Raw genomic sequence first — 18,188 nt, forward strand, 5'->3', positions numbered from 1 at the left:
CAAGGGTGGGATCGGACGTCTTTCCGGACGAGCTGCGGGCGGCGGGGGTGACGCCCCGTGAGCTGGAGATCTTCTGGCTCGTCGGGGACCGCCTGCACAACCAGGAGATCGCCGATGCCCTGCACGTGTCCGAGCGGACCGTGGAAAGCCACGTCTCGGCGCTCCTCCGCAAGCTCGGCGGCCCGGACCGGCAGGCCGCGCCGAACCGGCGGATCCTGGTCGAGGCGGCGCAGCGGCTGAGGGCGCTCCGCGACGCCGCCGCCCTGCCCAAACCGATCTCCTCGTTCGTCGGACGTGGCCCGGAGATCGACGACCTGCGCCGGCTCGTCCGCGAGAACCGGCTGCTGACGCTGACGGGGCCCGCCGGGGCCGGCAAGACCCGGCTGGCGCTGCGACTGGCGAACGCGGTGACCGCCCTGCCGCCCGCCGTCCTGGTCGACTTCGCCCGCGTCCCGCCCGGCCAGAGCGTGGAGCGGGAGTTCGCCGACGCTCTCGGCCTCGTCGCCGGGGACGGGGAAGGGGGCGGTTCCCGCGCCCGGATCCGCGCCGCGCTCGCGAAGGGCCGGCACTGGCTCCTTGTCGACAACTGCGAGCATGTGGCCGAAGGCGCGGCGGCGCTGCTCGCGGATCTGCTGGCCACCACGCGCGGCCTCCATGTGCTGGCCACCAGCCACGGGCCGCTGCGGGTGGCGGGGGAGGTCGTCTACGAGGTCCCGCCGCTTGCGGTCCCCGAGGAGGGCGACGATCCGGTGGCCGTGCTGAGTGCGGCGTCCGCGCGGCTGTTCGCCGACCGCGCCGCCGCGGTCTCGCCCGGTTTCGAGGTCACCTCGGACAACGCCCGGCACGTGGCGGTGATCTGCCGCAGGCTGGACGGCCTGCCCTTGGCGATCGAGCTCGCGGCGGCCCGGACCCGCGCGTTCTCCGCGGCGGAGCTGCGGACCCGGCTGGACGACCGGTTCGCGGTGCTGACCGACGGGCCGCACGGGGCACCGGCCAGGCACCGCACCCTTGAGGAGGCGCTGGACTGGAGCTACGAGCTCCTGAGCGGCGAGGAGCGGCTGCTGTTCGCACGCTGCTCGGTGTTCCCGTCCACGTTCGACTACGACACCGCGACACGGATCCTCGGCTATCCGCCGCTGAGCGCGGCCACCCTCGTCCAGGTCTTCCCGCGCCTCCTGGACCGCTCTTTGATCTCGCGTCGGCGGCGGGACGAGACGACCGAGTACTGGCTGCTCGACAGCGTCCGCCAGTTCGCGCACCGGCGGCTCCAGGCGAGCGGGACCGCCGATGCGGCACGGGAACAGCACGCCCGCCACCACCTGGGGCAGGGCGTGGCCGCGCTGACCGACCTGTGCGGGTGCGACCAGGCCGCCGCGCTCCGCTGGTTCGGGCACCACTGGGCGGACCTTCGGGCCGGGATGCAATGGGCTCTCCAGCAGCCGGAGACGACCGTCGCGTGGGAGTTCCTCGCGGGCATCGGCACCGGATGGGAAGTGCTCGGCGCCCGTGGCGAGCTCTTCGACTGGCTCGGCACGTTGCTCGACGAGCACCCCTTCCCGCAGGGCTCCCTGGGCGTCCGCGCCGCGATCACCTGCGCCTTCCTGCTCGATTACCAGGACACCGAACGGGCGCGGAGGTTCGCCGAACAGGCGTACGAGCGCGCCGGGAACTCCTCGGCGCGGGACCAGGCGCTGGCCTTGCTCGCCGTTGGCTGGACGGCGAGGGCGGCGGCGGTGGAGCAGGGCAGCGAGTTCGAGGTCCTTGAAGGGGCCGTCTCCCGTTTCGAGCGGCTGGGCGACGACTGGCATCGCGCTCTGGCGCTGTTCCGCCTCGGGCTGTCCGCGCCGGACACCTCGGCCGCCCTGACCCGGCTGGCGGATGCCGCCGACCTCTTCGAGCGACTCCACAACCCGGTCAAACGCTCCAACTGCCTCTTCCACATGGCCAATCTCGCGATCGAGGACCGCGTCCGTCTCGACGAGGCCGCGACCTGGCTGGCCGAGGCGGGCCGGCTGGCCGGGACCAGCGGCAACGAGCACGAGCGCCTGCACACCGAACTCGCCCTCGCCCGCCTCGACCAGGCACGTGAGGACCACACCGCCGCCGGACCCCGGTTCGCCCGGCTGCTTTCCGAGTTCCGCCAGATCGGTGACCTGCGCTGTGCGGCACGGTGCCTACACGGGCTCGGCGGCGCCGTCGCCTCCGCCGGTGACCACGGGCCCGCCCGGCGGCACCTCGCCGAGGCCCTGGAGATCGCCGTCGGCCTGGGCGACCGGAACGTGCTGGTGACGAGCCTGCTCCTGCTCGCCGACGCCGATCACGCGGCCGGGCGATCCGACCGCGCCGCGATCCTGCTGGGCGCCGCCGAGAACCTCGCTCCGAGGTCACCCGCGAGCCCGGAGCCGCCGCTTCGGACCGTCCTCCGCGAACGCCTCGGACCCGCCGGTTTCGCCATGGCCCTCGCCACCGGCCGGAGCGCCCCGCTCACCGCGTTGCCCTCGCTCTGAAGCCCTGTGACCGGCCGCTTTCCCGCCCGAGGCGTCAGCTGAGCTTCGAGGTCTCGTCCTCGATCGGTCGGCCGAAGGTCACGGCGTCGAGGACGGCCGGGGGAGCGGTCGCGCGGAAGGCGGCGTCCGGACGTGCGCCGAGCGCGCCGTTGACGGTCGAGAACGCGATGCGCAGCGCCGCGAACACCGTGATCGCGAAGACCTGGAGATCGTCCCAACCGGTGTCGCGCAACTCCTGGACGTCTTCTCCGGCGGTGCCGTGGGGTATGACGGCGACCTTGCGCACCCAACCGGCCAGGGCCCGCTCCCGGGCGGTCAGCCCGGCGTCGGCGCCGCGGAGCACGGCGGCGGCGGTGTCCGCGTCGCTCTCCTCCGCCAGCCGGGATCCCCAGGCCAGTGCGCAGTACGAGTCGCCGGCGGCCGAAGCGCACGCGGCGATGAGGATGCCGCGTTCGCGGGCGTCCAGCCCGGCCGCCTTGCCGGCCTCACGAAGCAGTTCGAAGAGCCCGGCGACGAGGCCGGGCCGGTAGGCCCAAAGCCTGGAGTTGTTCATGACGTGACCGGTGTCGGCGACGTCCTCGTCGAACATGCGCTGCGCCTCGTCGGTCATGGGAGGGGCCGCGAGGAAGCCGATCTCGTTCATCGCCGTCCCGCCGCGAAGGTGACCGGACGGCCCTGTTCCTTCCACGCGGCCAGCCCGCCGTCGAGATGTGCGACGTCGGTGTAGCCGAGCACCTGCAGCGTCTGCGCGGCCAGCGCCGACCTGCCGCCGGACGCGCAGTAGAGGATCGTCCGCGCGGACGGGACGAACTCCTCACGGTGGTACGGGCTGGCGGGATCCGCCCAGAACTCCAGCATTCCACGGGGCGCCTGAATCGCGCCCGGGATGGCGCCCTCGCGCCGGACCTCGTCGGGCTCACGCAGGTCGACCAGCGTCACATCGCCGCCTTCCAGCGCGTCGGCGACCTCTGGCACCGACAGGTTGCGTACCTCGTCTCGCGCGCGAGTCACCAGATGCCGGACGGAACCGCTCATTTCCTCACCTCGAACTGTCGGGTGTCCTTGCCTCCCATCTGACAAGGGTCCGGCAGAACGCACATCCGTGCTCAGTACGGAGACACCGTCCGGGGAGGAGCTCCTGGCAGTGCGGTCGTTCTTGGTCGGCTTCGCATTGCCAGGAGCCTCGCCGCGTCTAAGGCCCGCAAAGGGCGTGCGGTCAGTTGTAGGGCAGGGTCACGATGGACTTGTCGCCGGTGCCGAGGGTGGTCGGGTTGGCGCCGATGGCGTTCCAGACCTCGATCCTGACGGTGCCGCCGTCCAGGTCGCCCAGGGATCCGGTCGCCGACTCCAGACCTGCGGTCTGGGTGTAGTGCTCGTAGCCGGGCTGCGGGTCGGTGGCGTAGTAGTGATAGGTCTCCACCCTGTCCCACGTCCCGTCCCCGGTGCGGTCGTAGGAGATCCGCACCTGGGGGCCGTTCGCTACTGCGGTCCCGGCGTCGACCGCGAGGTCAAAGGTGGTGGCGCCGCCGTTGTACTTGAGGGTCACTCCCTTGGCGGTAAAGGTCACTGGGTTGGTCGGCGTCCCGTCGTGGTTCTGCCCGCCGGCCGATGCGAGTGTCGCGGTGCCGGTCGTGCCGGGGGACGACAGCACGCTCCCATCGCTCTGCGGATACAGCGTCGACTTCCAGGGCGTCCCGGTGGGCGTGACCGTCGGCGTCGGCGTGGGGGTTCCGCCACCGTCGCCGCCTCCGGTCGCGCTGCCGCCGCTCCACTCGTTCGCCCCGGAGGCGACCGTCTTGCCGGAGGGCACGGCGAGAGTCGTGCCGTCGGAGAAGTGGACGGTGCGGTCCGTCGAGGTGATGTTGGAAGCGACGTACGTCCGTGCGCCGTTCTTGACGAAGACGCTGCTCAGGGGGCTGTCGGCAGTGACGCTCGTGTCGACGTGCCCCAATGCGGCCAGGTTGCGGACCCAGTGGAAGGTATGGGCCTTGCTCTCACCCTCCTCGGACGTGAAGCCGCTGTTCGCGCGGAAGTCGGCCAGTGCCTTGTCCCCGTCGCCGAGCGCGAGGAACTCGTACCAGATGTCCGTCCAGGAGGAGGGCTGGGTCGTTCCGCTGTTGGTCAGCATGTCCCTGTAGTCGGTGAGCACGTAGTCCGGGTCGTGGCCGAGGTAGAGGTGGCCGCCGGTGACGGGAAGCAGGTTGATGCCCTGGATCTTGGCCGGATCGGCGGAGAACCAGGTGGAGTACGCCGCGCCGTCGCTCCAGACCATGCCGACCTCGCGGTGCGGGAAGCCGCTGGGAAAGATCTGGTCCTTGGTGTCGAACCAGTAGTCCTGGATCGCCGCCGCCTGCGTCGTGTACATGTAGATGCCCGCGTCGCGGACGGCCGTGTTGCCGGTGGCCTGCCCCCACTGGATCAGTGCGTTGTCGAAGTTCATGCCCTCCGACGACGACTCCTGGTTGTTGCCCGCCGCGAACGACCCGTGCCCCGACGCCCAGTCGTGACCGCCGTAGATGTCGAAGTCGCGCAGGTAGGGGAACCGGGTGTCGGCGCGGTCGTAGTTGTTCGCGTCGCGGATCAGCAGGTCGACCATTCCGCCGTACCGTTCCGTGGACGCCCACTGGGATCGAACTTGGCCAGGGTCGCCGCCGCGGCGATGTAGTAGCCGTAGTGGAAGTGGTGGTCGTTGAGTTCCTGGTCCGACCCGTAGGAGGCCGGGTAGCCGATGAGCGTGCCCCAGTTCCTGTCGTAGTAGAAGACGTGCGCGGTCTTCCCGGCCGGGGCGGTGAACCAGTCGGTGAGCTTCGACCTGATCGCCGACAGGGCCGCGTCCCGTACCGCCGCGTTCCCGGTCTGGTCGGCGATCTCCGCGAGGCGGGCGGCGCGCCCCAGCCCCTTGCCGGTCCAGTACGTGTCGTCGCTGACCTGCCTGGTCGGGTCGGGCTTCTCGGCGTCGAGGTAGTTCTGCAGGGTGGCCGCGTCGGATCCGCCGGAGTCCGCGACGGCGGGCACCTCCGGGAGCACCCCGTGGAACCGCATCGAGGTGGTGAAGGAGCCGATCCCGGTGAGGACCTTGAGGGAGCCGCGCGGTGAGATGTACGTCTGCGGCAGCGGGGTGCCCGCCGCCAAGTATCGCCACTGGTGGGGGAGCAGCGCCGCGACCGTTCCCGTGCCGCCGCCTTCCATGGCGGTGGTGGTGAACTTGTAGGTCGTCGTCACGGCGCTCTCCGCCTCGTCATACCGGTAGGCGACCGCTGTGCCGGTGACGTGGTTATAGGCGGACTTTCCGTAGGCCGTCGCCAGGCTCTTCCGGTCGGCATCGCTGCTCGACGCGGTGGTCGGCAGGACGGCGACGGAGAAGTAGTCCTTCCCGGCGAGCGTCGAGCCGATCGTCGAGCCGCTGACCGTCCAGGTCGCTCCGGACGGGGCGTAGGCCGCGTAGTCGTGGCCGTTGATGGTGTAACCGATCCAGGAACCGCTGTTGGACCAGACGGTCGGGGTGGCCCCGCCGGAGGCGGCGATCCGCGCGTTGCCTCCGGACGTGCGGAAGTACGCGAACGGCAGGCCCTTGCCGATCGTGGCGCGCAGGGAGCGCGCTCCGTCGCTGAGATACGGGCTGACCGTCCAGTCGCTCCAGCCGTCGACCTTGACTTCGGAGGAGTTCAGCTGCGCCACTCCGGCGACGAAGTCCTCGCCGTAGGGGAAGTGGTACTCCCCGGGACCGGTCGCGGAGCCGCTGATCGACGGCGTCGTGGTGTAGGAGAACCCGAGGCCGCCGGCCTGGGCGCGGAAGCTCAGCGGGTTGGCGGCCAGCGGTTCGCCGTACGCGCAGTTCGTGCGCTTCCACAGGATGGACGACCACCAGTCGTTGGTCGGCACGGCGCCGGACGGGGCGTCGGCCGTCACCCACTGGCGCGGGTCGGTCGAGATCGAGCCGCATCCCGAAGGCAGCGGGCCGACCTGGGTGGTGGTGTAGCCGCCGGCACCCATGGTGTCGGCGGCGGCGTCGCCGGGGTGGAGGGCCGCCAGGGACAGGACTCCGGCGATCAGCATGGCGACGCCGGCGGCGAGCAGAGCCCGGTACGGACGGCGCGGGCGGACGCGGATCGGCCGCCGGCGGCCTGGTGGCCGGGACATGTCGGACGCGGTCATCGTTAACGCCTCCCAGATCTGATCCGCACGGCGTCGGGGGACGTGAACATGCCGTGCGGAGGGGGGTGGGTGGAGGGCAGGCGGGCGGGGGCTGCGCGGAAGGCGCAGACGAGAGAGCGCTCTCACACAGAAGAGCGCAATCTTCCGGCACCGTCAACACCGAATCCTGGACACGTGTGATGGGGCGGCAACGCAGCATACTTGTGGGCGAACCCGTTGACAGTCGACGAGTAGACGGCCCAATCTCTTGGGAGAGCGCTCTCTCGCTAGCAGACGATCACTCGGCCCCGGAGGATTCATGAGACCGACACTGGGCGGCCGCCGCGCCCGTCCCCGCACGCGAGGAGGGACGCCCGCGCGTGCCCTCACCGCGACCATCACCGCCGGCGCGCTGCTCCTGGCCGGAGCCTGCGGCGGATCGGCCGCCGCCGGCAAGGAGAACATCACGCTGTCGGTCGGCCTGTTCGGCGACTTCGGGTTCGAGCCCCTCTACCGCCAGTTCGAGCAGGCGCACCCGAACGTCCGGATCAAGGAACGCCAGGCGACCTACGACGACCACCACACCAACCTGGCCGCGCACATCGCGACCGGCAGCGGCGCGGCCGACGTCGAGGCGATCGAGGTCGGCTACATCGGGACCTACACCGCGCAGCCGCAGCGCTTCGTGGACCTGCGCAAGTACGGCGCGTCCACCCGGCAGAGCGAGTACCTGGCCTGGAAGTGGCAGCAGGGCGTCGCCGCGAACGGCGCGGTGATCGGACTGGGCACGGACGTGGGCGGCCTGGCACTGTGCTACCGGCGCGACCTGTTCGCGAAGGCCGGGCTGCCGGCCGACCGGGCCAAGGTCTCCGCGCTGTGGCCGACCTGGCAGGCGTTCCTGGACACGGGCCGGCGCTTCGCCGCGAAGGCTCCGTCCGGCGCGAAGTTCGTGGACGGCCCCGGCGAGTTCTTCCGCGCGATGGTGGCGCAGGCCCCGGAGGGCGTGTACGACCGGCAGGACAAGGTCGTGGCGGCCACCAACCCCGCCGTGAAGCAGGCGTGGGACCTGTCGACGCGGATGGTCGCGGACGGCCTGTCGGCCAAACTGACCTCGTTCACGCCCGCGTGGGACACCGGCTTCGCCAAGAGCTCCTTCGCGACCGTCGCCTGCCCGGCCTGGATGATGGCCTACATCCAGGAGCACTCCCCGGGCTCCTCCGGGCGGTGGGACATCGCCGCGATCCCGGGCGGCGGCGGCAGCGCGGGCGGCACCCACCTCACGGTGCCGACCCAGGGCAAGCATCAGAAGGAGGCCGCCGAACTGGTGCGGTTCCTTTCCGCCGCACCGCAGCAGGAGGCGGTGTTCAAGGCCATCGGCAACTTCCCCTCACTTCCGGCGCTGTACGACAAGCCCGAAGTCCGCGACCACACCAACCCGTTCTTCAACGGGGCGCCGGTCGGGAAGATCTACGCCGACTCGGCCAAGAGCCTCGACCCCCAGCACCTCGGTCCGGCCGAAGGCCAGGTCAGGGCCGCGATCGGCAACGGCCTGACCCGCGTGGACCAGGGCAGGCAGTCCCCTGACCAGGCCTGGAAGCAGGCCCTGGACGACGTGTCGAAGGTCAAGTAGCCCGCCGGCGTGACGGCGCACCGGCGGGTCTCCGGTTCCCCCGGGGACTCGCCGGCCGCACGCGCCGATCCCGGAGGCCCGCGCGGCGTCCGGGCCGGCTCACGAAAGGATCTTCCATGGCCCTGCGCCAGACCGACCCGCTCCCCACCTCCGCCGCCCGGCGGCGAACCGGCCCCACCCGCGCCCGGCACCGGCCGGGCGGCTCGCGGTGGAACCGGTTCGACCGCGCCGTCAGCCCGTACGCCTACGTCTCGCCCTTCCTTGTGATCTTCGCCGTGTTCGGGCTGTTCCCGCTGCTGTACACGGCCTGGGTCGCGCTGCACGACTGGAGCCTGCTCAAGGGCGACCAGGGCTTCGTCGGCCTCGACAACTTCCGCGCCCTGCTGTCCGACGGCAACTTCTGGAACGCGGCGTTCAACACGGCGTCGATCGGCGTGCTGTCGGCGGTGCCGCAGCTGCTGCTCGCGCTGTGGCTGGCCCACCTGCTCAACCGGCCGCTGAAGGCGCAGACCTTCTACCGCATCACCCTGCTGCTGCCCAACGTCACCAGCGTCGTCGCGGTCGTCGTCATCTTCAGCCAGCTGTTCGGCCGCGACTACGGCCTGATCAACATGGTGCTGACCCACCTCGGCGCCGGCCGCGTCGACTGGCAGGCCGGCACCGCGTCCAGCCACGTGGCCATCGCCCTGATGATCATCTGGCGCTGGACCGGCTACAACGCCCTCATCTACCTGGCCGCGATGCAGGCCGTCCCGCGGGAGCTGTACGAGGCGGCCACCATCGACGGAGCGTCGCGGCTCAAGCAGCTGCGCTCGATCACCGTGCCGATGATCAAGCCGACCCTCCTGTTCACGATGATCGTGTCCACCATCGGCTCGATGCAGATCATGGCGGAGCCGATGCTCTTCGGCGCCCAGGTCGGCCCGGCCGCGATCGCCACCGGCGGCGCGGGCCGCAAGTTCCAGACGCTGTCGCTCTACCTCTACGAGCTGGGCTTCCGCAACTTCGACTTCGGCTACGCGTCGGCCGCCGCCTGGCTGATGCTGCTGCTCGTCATGGTCGCGGTGGGCGTCAACTTCCTGCTCGCCCGCCGCATGAAAGGGGGCCTGTCATGACCGGGTTCCGTGCCCGCGGTTCGCTGCCCCACAGGCTGACCCACCTCACGCTGATCGGGGTGGCGTTCTTCTCCGCCTTCCCCATCTACTGGAGCGTCATCGTCGCCTCGCAGGACAACGGCGCCATGGCCGAGGTGCCGCCGCCGATGGTCCCGGGCGGCAACCTGCTCGCCAACATCGCCAAGGTCTTCGACACCGCGCCGTTCGCGCTGGCGCTGCTGAACTCCCTGATCGTGGCGGGCTCCATCACCCTGTCGGTGGTGTTCTTCTCGACGCTGGCCGGGTTCGCGTTCGCCAAGCTGCGCTTTCGCGGACGCACCCTGCTGCTCGGGCTGACCGTCGGGACCATGATGATCCCGACCCAGCTCGGGATCATCCCGCTGTACATGCTGATGATCAAGCTGCACTGGACCGGCACCCTGTACGCGGTCATCGCCCCCGCCCTCGTCAACGCGTTCGGGGTCTTCTTCATGACCCAGTACCTGTCCCGGGCGCTGCCGACCGAGCTGCTGGAGGCCGCCCGCGTCGACGGCTGCGGCAACTGGCGGCTCTTCTGGCACGTCGTGGCGCCGGTGGCGCGCCCCGCCGCCGCCGTTCTCGGCATGCTCACGTTCATGACGGCCTGGAACGACTACTTCTGGCCGCTGGTCGTCCTCACCCCGGACGACCCGACCGTCCAGGTCGCGCTGTCCGCCCTCGCCAGCGGCTACGTCCAGGACTTCTCGCTCGGCCTGGCCGGCACCGCGGTGGCCACGCTGCCACTGGTGCTGGTCTTCGCCCTGCTCGGCAAACGCATCATCGGAGGCATCATGCAGGGGGCGGTCAAGGGATGACCACGCGCACCGACACCGGCGCGTCCGGCCGGACGCTCGCCTTCCCACCCGGATTCGTGTGGGGCGCCGCCACCGCGGCGTACCAGATCGAGGGCGCGACCGGCGACGACGGGCGCGGCCCGTCGATCTGGGACGTCTTCTCGACCCGGCCCGGCGCCGTCGCCGGAGGCCACACCGGCGAGGTCGCCTGCGACCACTACCGGCGGTACGCCGCCGACGTCGCGCTGATGGCCGGACTGGGACTGCCCGCGTACCGCTTCTCGATCGCCTGGCCGCGGGTGCAGCCCCACGGGTCCGGCCCGGTCAACCCGCGCGGCCTGGACTTCTACGACCGCCTGGTCGACGAACTCCTCGCGCACGGCATCGACCCGTACGCCACCCTCTACCACTGGGACCTTCCCCAGGCGCTGGAGGAGCGCGGCGGATGGGCCGACCGGAGCACCGCCCTCAGGTTCGCCGACTACGCGTCGGCCGTGCACGAGCGGCTCGGCGACCGCGTCACGGCCTGGACCACGCTCAACGAGCCATGGGTCGCGGCGTTCCTCGGGTACGCGTCCGGCCTGCACGCGCCCGGACGCCGTGACCCCGCCGCCGCGTTCCGAGCCGCCCACCACCTGCTGCTCGCCCACGGGCTCGGCACGTCCGCCCTGCGGGCCGGCGGTGCGCCGCAGATCTGCCTCACCCTCAACCTCTCGCCCGTCATGGGGACGGACGCGGACGCGGTACGGCTGGTGGACGGCCTGGTCAACCGGCAGTTCCTCGACCCCGTGCTGAAGGGCGCCCTGTCGTCCGACGTGCGGGCGATCGTGGAGAGGCACGGCGGACTCGGCCACATCGTGGACGGCGACGACGCCGCCATCGCCCAGCCGATCGACCTGCTCGGCGTCAACTACTACAACCCCACGTACGTGGCCGCCGTGCCGGGCGCACCGGCCGACCCGGCCCACCCCGGCAGCGAGGGCATCGCGTTCCTGCCGGCCCGGGGCGTGACCACCGAGATGGGCTGGCCGATCGAGCCGACCGGGCTGACCGCGCTGCTCACGCGCCTGTCCCGCGACCACCCGCGGGTGCCGCTGGTCGTCACCGAGAACGGGGCGGCCTTCCCCGACGAGCCGGACGGCGACCGTGTCGCCGACGCCGACCGGATGGCCTACCTCAGCGGCCACCTGTCCGCCGCCCACGCCGCCATCGAGGCCGGGGCCGACCTGCGCGGGTACTTCGTCTGGTCGCTGCTGGACAATTTCGAATGGGCCGAGGGATACCGGCGCCGATTCGGGATCGTCTACGTCGACTACGCTTCTCAGCGCCGCATCGTGAAGGACAGCGCGTTGTGGTTCCGCGACGTGATCCGCAGGAACGGGGTGCGAGATTGAGCCGGCCCACACTGGAGGCGGTGGCCGCACGCGCGGGCGTGTCCCGGGCCACCGTCTCCCGGGTGGTGAACGGGTCGGCGACCGTCAACCCGCGCATCCGGGAGGTCGTCGAGCTGGCGATCAGGGAGCTGGGCTACGTGCCCAATCCGGCGGCGCGAAGCCTGGTCACCCGGCAGACCAACTCCTACGCCCTGGTGGTGTCCGAGCCGCCCACCCGGGTGTTCTCCGACGATCCGATGTTCTCCACCGTGATCCGCTCGGCCAGCGTCGAACTGGAGGCCGCCGACAAGCAGGTGGTGCTCATGCTGGCCGGGTCGCCGGGCGGGCACGCGCGGGTCGAGCGGTACGTGGCGGGCGGTCACGTGGACGGCGTCATGCTGATGTCGATGCACGGAGCCGATCCGCTGCCCGCCGCCCTCGGGCGCCTGCGCGTCCCGGTCGTCTCCTACGGCCGGCCCACGGTTCCGGTGGACCTGCCGTACGTCGACAACGACAACGCCGGCGGCGCGGCCGCCGCCGTGCGCCATCTTCTGGGCACCGGCCGCCGGCGGATCGCCGCCATCACCGGCCCGCTCGACATGGTCGCCGGGCAGGACCGGCTCGCCGGATACCGCGAGGCCCTGCGTGACGCCGGCCGCCGTCCGATCATCGCGCTGGGCGACTTCACGCGCGAGTCCGGGGCGGAGGCGATGCGGCAGCTGCTGGAGGACGATCCGGCGCTCGACGCGGTGTTCGCCGCGAACGACATGATGGCGATCGGGGCGCTGCGCACGCTGCGCTCCGCCGGGCGCCGCGTGCCGGACGACGTCGCCGTCGTCGGGTTCGACGACATCGAGGCGGCGCGCTACTGCGAACCGCCGCTCACCACCGTCCGCCAGCCCGTGAGCGAGCAGGCCGCCGCGATGGTCCACCTGCTGCTGACCCTGGCCGAGGGCCGGCGCCCGCCGGACCGGGAACGCTACAAGATCCTTCCCACCGAACTGGTCGTCCGCGAGTCCGCCTGACCGAGCCGGTGTGAGCGCTGGGCCGGAGGGACCGGGTCTGCGGATCCGGCCCTTCGGCCGGGCGGTCGCCGGCCCCGGCTGACGCCGCCAACGAGACAGACCCTAGACGCACCCCTCGAACTGCGGCACCTCGATGATCGACAGGTCCAGCCCGGTGCCGCCGAACCACCGGTTCATCAACCGCGCCGCCGTCCCGTCCTGGTACATGCGGGTGATCGCCCGGTTCAGCGCCTCGCACCCCTCGACATCGCCGCGGCGGAGCCCGATGCCGGTGTTCTGCTCGCTGATCCGAGCGTTGACGAGCCGATACCCGCGGCCCTCCCGCCGGACGAGGCCGGCCAGGATCACGTCGTTCGTCGTGATCGCGTCCACCCTCCGACCCTTGATCATGCTCATGCACTCGTCATAGCTCTTGGCGGGGACGGTCCTGGCGGTCATCCCGTGCACCGCCAGCAGCCGCTGGATGGGGTCGGCCCCCTCGACAGCGCAGAACCGGCGCCCCGTCAAGTCCCGGACGCCCTTGACGCCGCGCTCGTCCGCCCGGACCAGCACGTCCTGGTAGGACATGTAGTACGGCCCGGCGAACGCGATCTGCGTCTTGCGTTCGGGCGTGACCGACAGGGTCGCGAGGACGAGGTCGGCGCGCCCCGACGTCAGCGCCGTGATCCGCTCGGACGCCAGCACCTGGACGAACCGCACCTTCTTCCCGAGCCGGTCCGCCACGTACCGCGCGACATCGATGTCGAACCCCTCGAACCGGCCGTCCGGTCGCCGCAGCCCCAGCCCCGGCAGGTCCGGCCGCACCCCCACCACCAGGGTCGGCTCGTCCAGCACCGACTCGGAGCCGCCCGGGCCGCACGCTGTCAGCATTCCACCCGCCAGCACGACCGCCGCCAGAACCCGCCCCATCGCCACCCGGACCTCCCGCACGTTTCCGACGAAATGACCATAGACCGGCTGAAGGCGCCGGAGGCGGACGCCGGACTCACTCGCCGTGCGGGCCGAACTCCACGCAGCAGTGACCGGAGTGGGGGCGGGCGTTGCCTCGATGCTGTTCCGATGAGCCCGAGGCTCACTACGTGAACGCCTCCTTCAGGTGGCCGTCCAGCGAACCCGAAGGGGACCATCCGGTTGCTTTTCTCAGTTTCCTGCCGATCCCGGCTGAACGGCGCAGATGGCCCTCGATCGCTGAGGCGTGTACGACCTCTGGCGGCTCCTCCACGTGCGAGAACACCAGCTGGCATATCTCATGCACGGAAACCTCGTTCTCGGCGCACACATTGTAAATATCGCCCTGCACGTCATCTGCAAAAAGCAGGCGCGCCAAGGCGTCGGCCGTATCTCGGACATGAACCCAGTCCCGAGTCTGGCCTCCGTCCGAGGTCATGCTGAACTCGGTTCCCTCGGTGCAGGCTCGAATCAGCGCTGGAATCAGACGGTCGGGCTGCTGACCTGGGCCATAGTTGTTGAAGAGCCGAGCGGTGACCAGAGGCAGTCCCCAACACTGTGCGGCCGCCTGGCAGAACGCCTCCTGACTCAGCTTGCTCGCGGCGTAGGGGCTCGCAGGTCGCGGCGACGCCGACTCGTCCACCGGCGCGGACGTCGTGCCGTATACCTCGCATGAGGAGACCAGAAGGAAACGGGTGACGTGGGGTGCTGCGGCTAGTACCTCAATGAGGTTGGTCGTCCCGATCACATTGTTCTGCACGTATCGATCGGGATGGGTGACGGATGTGGGGACGTACGCCTCTGCGGCGAGATGGATCACATGAGTGAAGGACTTCAGACGATGGTGAAGGTGGAGGTCCTCTCGGAGGTCGAGCAGGTCCTTGTGGATGAAGTCGCCTGAGTTGTGGCCCGTTCGACGATCCAGCCCCGTCACGTCCAGACCGTCGGACTGCAACCGCGTCACGACGTGGCGTCCGATGAACCCGGACGAACCTGTCACGAGTACTCGAGTCATTCTGCTTCCTCTCGCAACATCGAGGCTGCACAGAAACTCTGGCGCCGAACTCTTCCGGCTACCGAAGCGATGCTCCAACAGGAGCCGGTCGCTTAAGGTCACGCCTCATTGAACGGATGTCCGTGCTGGCATGAGAAGGGCCGTCGGCTCCGCCGCAACCGAGCAGAAACCATTGGGGGAGGGGGCGTGAGAAAGGTCGATACCATCAACGGTGCGGCGACACGGCCTCGCAGCCGGCCCCTTGGGAGGCTCCATTGGTCGCCGCTACGATATACCATGTGTTCCCAGGTCACGTAATGGCGACCGAATTTCGGACATCCGCAACTGGGGGCGCCGCACCTGCCTTATATGGCTTCACTGTCATCATCTTGGGGTGGCGCGGCGGACACGATGGTCGCCGAACCTTTGCTGGACAAATATACTCATGGTGATGTAATATGCGGACGCATTGATGGGCGCGTAATGTCCACCGATCCGGGGAGAGTCCGTGACTGGTGATGCCTCTGCCGAAGACAGCTCTACGCGGTCGAAGGATCCAGTCATATGGGTGGCCACGGCGACTGATGAGAACTATCTGCCGTACACCGCCGCCATGGTCCATTCGCTGGCGACCAACCGGAGTGCGAGCACTCAAGTTGAGCTGACAATTATGCACAAGGGTGTTTCCAAACAGGATCAGGAGAGGCTGGAGAGCCTGGCCGATCAGATCGCCGTAAGCTGGGTTTCGATGGATCCCGCCAGCTATCGGGGGTGGGGGATAGAGGCCGATCCGCTGATACTGGATCCCCACTACTTCCGGTGCCTCCTGCCGAAGATCTATCCTGACACCGTGAGTCGCGCCGTCTACATCGACTCGGACACGCTCGTCCTCGAAGACCTTTTCCCCTTGTGGAGTATGCCGCTCGACGGCAACCCCGTCGCCGCGGCCGGTGATCTGGTGTCGGTCATCAAGGACGCCATCAGCCACTGGCAGGAGATCGGCCTCGACGGCGACGCGCCCTACTTCAACTCCGGCGTGATGGTGATCGATCTGGCGCGGTGGCGAGCCGAAGAGATCGGCGAACGCGTGCTCCAACGTTGCCAGATCGATCGCCACCGCCTCCTCATCCGAAATCGCTGGAACCAGCACGACCAGTACGGCTTCAACGTCGTGTTGCAGAACCAGTGGAAGCCGCTGCCCAGCAGATGGAATCACTATTCGGAGCGCAAAAGCGACCGACCGGCGATCATCCACTTCCTCGGCGACATGAAACCCGGCGCCACGCTGGCACGACCCGAGTTCACCCAGTTGTTCCTCGAGTACGTGGACGCGACTCCATGGGCAGGATGGCGCCCGAACCTGCCAGCCGAAATTTCGGCAAGCAGCCTCGACTGACGGGGTAAGCCTGCTCGTGGTAGGCGGCCGCTCGTGTCAGGTGCCGATCGCCGCGCGTTTGCGGGCGCCCCGGACCGCCGCGGAGAGGGTGGCGATGTCGTAGGCGCCGACGTGGCGCCGTCCGTTGACGAAGAAGGTCGGGGTTCCGGAGACGCCGCTCAGGTCGGCCGAGTCGACATCCTGGGCGATCCGTCCGGCACCGGCATGCCGGCGCAGGTCGGCACGGAAACGGTCGACGTCGAGGCCGATGTCGCCGGCGTAGCGGACCAGGTCCCGGGGGCTCAGCGCCTCCTGACGGTCGAGCAGCAGGTCGTGCATCTCCCAAAACCGGCCCTGCGCGGCGGCCGCCTCCGCGGCCTCGGCCGCGAGCTGGGCCCGGGGATGGATGTCGTTGAGCGGCAGGTGGCGCCACACGTACCGGACGTCCCCGTGGTCGGCGAGCAGTTCCCGGACGACCGGCTCCGCCCGCCCGCAGTACGGGCACTCGAAGTCGCCGTACTCCACCACGGTGACCGGCGCCTTCGCGGGACCGCGGACATGGTCGCGACCGGGCTCGACCGGCGCGGCCAGGTCGATGATGCTCTCCGCCGTCCCGAGCAGCGCGCGCAGCCGCCTGCGCGGTGGCAGCAGCGCGGTCGCGCGGACGACGACCCAGGTCACGACCGTGGCGCACAGCGCAGCCGACAGGATGCCGATCTTGGCCTCCTCCAGCCTCCCACCGGTGAAGGAGAGCGTCGCGATCAGCAGGGCGACCGTGAAGCCGATGCCGGCGATCGTGCCGCCGGCACCGACCGCGGCCCAGCCGACCGGCGGACGCAACCGGCCCCGGCTCACCCGGGTCACCAGCCAGGAGGACCCGAGGATCCCGAGCGGCTTGCCGACCACGTAGCCGATCACGATGCCGAGCGTCACCGTCGAGGTGAAGGCGCGGCCCAGGAACCCGGCGGTGATCGTGACGCCCGCGTTGGCCAGCGCGAACAGCGGGACGACCGCGTAGCTCGTCCACGGGTGGATCAGCAGTTGGAGCCGTTCGTTCGGGGAGATCGCCGCCGCCACCCCGGTCCGCGCCGACCGGGCGAACTCCGGGGTGGGCTGTTCCCGGAACAGCCTGAACACCTCGGTGGCGCGTTCCAGGTCGTCGCGCGCCGCCGGGTGGGCGTACGTCAGCAGTCCCATGACCAGGCCGACGACCACCGGCTCCACCCCGGCGGACTGGACCGCCGCCCACGCGGCGACGCCCAGCACGACGTACACCGGGATCTGCCGCACCCCGAGGGCGCGCACCAGCACGGTCACCGCGAGGATGCCGATCGCCAGCAGCAGCGGCGGCAGCGCGATGTCGCCGCTGTAGACGATCGCGATCACCGCGAGCGCGATGACGTCGTCCACGACGGTGGCCGTGAGCAGGTACGTGCGCAGCCGTGCGGGCAGGCCCCGTCCGACCAGCGCGAGCACGCCCAGCGCGAACGCGGTGTCGGTCGACATCGCGATGCCCCAGCCGTGGGCGGCCGGGCCGCCGGCATTGAAGGCGAGGTAGATCGCCACCGGCACGGCCATCCCGCCGACACCGGCTGCCAGCGGCAGCGCGAACCGCCGCCGGTCGCGGAGCTCTCCCATGTCGAACTCGCGGCGCGCTTCGAGACCGACCACGAAGAAGAACACCGTCATCAGGCCGTTGTTGACCCACCCCCGCAGATCCTGCGAGAGGCCGGCGCCACCGAACCGGATCGACAGCTGCGTCCCCCACACCCGGTCATAGGAGGAGGCGTCCGCGTTCGCCCACACCAGTGCGGCGATCGTCGAGGCCAGCAGCACTACGGCGCCGCCCGTCTCGGTGTACAGGAACTCCCGCAGCGGGGTCCGCAGGTTGCGTGCCCACGCGGTCCGGTCGGCGAACGAGCCGGAGGGCGGGCCTGCTCCGCGTTCCGTCACCGCTGGACGCTCATCCGCGCTCCTCCTCGTCCGCGTCCGGTAGCCGGACACGCAGGGAGACGGTCCCGGTCAGGTCGATCCAGGCGGAGTCCGGCGTCCGGACGTAGCGCAGGAGGACGTGGCCGCATCCGGGACAGCGGGCGACCAGGCCGGGCGCCCGGTCGTACACCCGCAGCTCGGCGATCGGGCCGGTGAGGCCGCAGTTGACGCAGCGGCCGGTGGCCGCCGTGATGTCCACGGCGAACAGCTCGCTCAGGGGACCGGCCAAGGCGTTGCCGTCCACATGGTCCATCGAGGTGTCCTCCCGGCGGGTCACGTTCAT

The 18,188-nt window shown here is 70.3% G+C and carries 13 protein-coding genes and 1 pseudogene; 7 read left to right on the forward strand and 7 right to left on the reverse strand.

Annotated features, from left to right (window positions below; translation table 11 throughout):
• The first annotated feature begins 5 nt into the window (after positions 1-5).
• Positions 6-2,507: a LuxR C-terminal-related transcriptional regulator gene (locus tag AB0C84_RS26610; protein WP_361071451.1), complete on the forward strand. Its 2,502-nt coding sequence runs from the start codon at positions 6-8 to the stop codon at positions 2,505-2,507.
• A 34-nt stretch (positions 2,508-2,541) separates the two neighbouring features.
• Here the strand turns inward: AB0C84_RS26610 and AB0C84_RS26615 are convergent, their stop codons facing one another.
• The 3 genes and pseudogenes from AB0C84_RS26615 to AB0C84_RS26625 all read right to left on the reverse strand — a co-directional run bounded on the left by AB0C84_RS26615 (position 2,542) and on the right by AB0C84_RS26625 (position 6,662).
• Complete coding sequence (locus AB0C84_RS26615; RefSeq protein WP_361071454.1) at positions 2,542-3,150, reverse strand: hypothetical protein; 609 nt, start codon at positions 3,148-3,150, stop codon at positions 2,542-2,544.
• A complete protein-coding gene (locus AB0C84_RS26620) occupies positions 3,147-3,542 on the reverse strand; it encodes a rhodanese-like domain-containing protein (protein WP_361071457.1) in 396 nt (131 codons plus the stop codon). The genes AB0C84_RS26615 and AB0C84_RS26620 overlap by 4 nt, the downstream gene beginning before the upstream one ends.
• Positions 3,543-3,723: 181 nt before the next feature.
• Positions 3,724-6,662, reverse strand: a pseudogene (locus AB0C84_RS26625) (glycosyl hydrolase).
• A 298-nt stretch (positions 6,663-6,960) separates the two neighbouring features.
• Between AB0C84_RS26625 and AB0C84_RS26630 the strand changes: the two are divergent.
• The 5 genes from AB0C84_RS26630 to AB0C84_RS26650 all read left to right on the forward strand — a co-directional run bounded on the left by AB0C84_RS26630 (position 6,961) and on the right by AB0C84_RS26650 (position 12,596).
• On the forward strand, positions 6,961-8,271 hold the full coding sequence (locus tag AB0C84_RS26630) for an extracellular solute-binding protein (RefSeq protein WP_361071460.1): 1,311 nt from the start codon (positions 6,961-6,963) through the stop codon (positions 8,269-8,271).
• Positions 8,272-8,387: 116 nt separating this feature from the next.
• On the forward strand, positions 8,388-9,386 hold the full coding sequence (locus AB0C84_RS26635) for a sugar ABC transporter permease (RefSeq protein WP_361071463.1): 999 nt from the start codon (positions 8,388-8,390) through the stop codon (positions 9,384-9,386).
• Entirely contained in the window at positions 9,383-10,219 is an 837-nt protein-coding gene (locus tag AB0C84_RS26640) for a carbohydrate ABC transporter permease (RefSeq protein WP_258943562.1), read from the forward strand. The genes AB0C84_RS26635 and AB0C84_RS26640 overlap by 4 nt, the downstream gene beginning before the upstream one ends.
• On the forward strand, positions 10,216-11,592 hold the full coding sequence (locus AB0C84_RS26645; protein WP_361071467.1) for a GH1 family beta-glucosidase: 1,377 nt from the start codon (positions 10,216-10,218) through the stop codon (positions 11,590-11,592). Before AB0C84_RS26640 ends, AB0C84_RS26645 begins: the two co-directional genes overlap by 4 nt.
• A gap of 20 nt (positions 11,593-11,612) precedes the next feature.
• The gene (locus AB0C84_RS26650) at positions 11,613-12,596 is read left to right on the forward strand and encodes a LacI family DNA-binding transcriptional regulator (protein WP_258943564.1); all 984 of its coding nucleotides are present in this window, start codon (positions 11,613-11,615) and stop codon (positions 12,594-12,596) included.
• Positions 12,597-12,698: 102 nt separating this feature from the next.
• Here AB0C84_RS26650 and AB0C84_RS26655 read toward each other — a convergent pair whose 3' ends face one another.
• Both AB0C84_RS26655 and AB0C84_RS26660 read right to left on the reverse strand, forming a co-directional pair.
• Positions 12,699-13,526, reverse strand: a complete 828-nt coding sequence (locus AB0C84_RS26655; protein ID WP_361071470.1) for a glutamate ABC transporter substrate-binding protein — start codon at positions 13,524-13,526, stop codon at positions 12,699-12,701.
• A 145-nt stretch (positions 13,527-13,671) separates the two neighbouring features.
• Positions 13,672-14,559 (reverse strand): NAD-dependent epimerase/dehydratase family protein, encoded by an 888-nt coding sequence (locus AB0C84_RS26660; RefSeq protein WP_361071473.1) that lies wholly within the window; start codon positions 14,557-14,559, stop codon positions 13,672-13,674.
• 547 nt (positions 14,560-15,106) lie between these two features.
• Between AB0C84_RS26660 and AB0C84_RS26665 the strand changes: the two genes are divergently transcribed.
• Complete coding sequence (locus AB0C84_RS26665) at positions 15,107-15,934, forward strand: glycosyltransferase family 8 protein (RefSeq protein ID WP_361071476.1); 828 nt, start codon at positions 15,107-15,109, stop codon at positions 15,932-15,934.
• A gap of 36 nt (positions 15,935-15,970) precedes the next feature.
• On the opposite strand, the gene nhaA is transcribed toward AB0C84_RS26665, so the two are convergent.
• Positions 15,971-17,866 (reverse strand): Na+/H+ antiporter NhaA, encoded by a 1,896-nt coding sequence (nhaA, locus tag AB0C84_RS26670; protein ID WP_361071478.1) that lies wholly within the window; start codon positions 17,864-17,866, stop codon positions 15,971-15,973.
• Between the two features lie 10 nt (positions 17,867-17,876).
• The gene (locus AB0C84_RS26675; RefSeq protein ID WP_361071481.1) at positions 17,877-18,188 is read right to left on the reverse strand and encodes a DUF6510 family protein; all 312 of its coding nucleotides are present in this window, start codon (positions 18,186-18,188) and stop codon (positions 17,877-17,879) included.

Source organism: Actinomadura sp. NPDC048955 (genome assembly GCF_040649435.1).
In the GTDB taxonomy this organism is placed as follows: domain Bacteria; phylum Actinomycetota; class Actinomycetes; order Streptosporangiales; family Streptosporangiaceae; genus Spirillospora; species Spirillospora luteofluorescens.

Excerpts from the sequence above, each read along its gene's own strand:
- AB0C84_RS26620 (WP_361071457.1), bottom strand. The coding sequence starts at position 3,542 with ATGAGCGGTTCCGTCCGGCATCTGGTGACTCGCGCGCGAGACGAGGTA.
- AB0C84_RS26675 (WP_361071481.1), bottom strand. The coding sequence starts at position 18,188 with ATGAACGTGACCCGCCGGGAGGACACCTCGATGGACCATGTGGACGGC.
- AB0C84_RS26615 (WP_361071454.1), bottom strand. The coding sequence starts at position 3,150 with ATGAACGAGATCGGCTTCCTCGCGGCCCCTCCCATGACCGACGAGGCG.
- AB0C84_RS26635 (WP_361071463.1), top strand. The coding sequence starts at position 8,388 with ATGGCCCTGCGCCAGACCGACCCGCTCCCCACCTCCGCCGCCCGGCGG.
- AB0C84_RS26640 (WP_258943562.1), top strand. The coding sequence starts at position 9,383 with ATGACCGGGTTCCGTGCCCGCGGTTCGCTGCCCCACAGGCTGACCCAC.
- AB0C84_RS26660 (WP_361071473.1), bottom strand. The coding sequence starts at position 14,559 with ATGACTCGAGTACTCGTGACAGGTTCGTCCGGGTTCATCGGACGCCAC.
- AB0C84_RS26630 (WP_361071460.1), top strand. The coding sequence starts at position 6,961 with ATGAGACCGACACTGGGCGGCCGCCGCGCCCGTCCCCGCACGCGAGGA.
- AB0C84_RS26645 (WP_361071467.1), top strand. The coding sequence starts at position 10,216 with ATGACCACGCGCACCGACACCGGCGCGTCCGGCCGGACGCTCGCCTTC.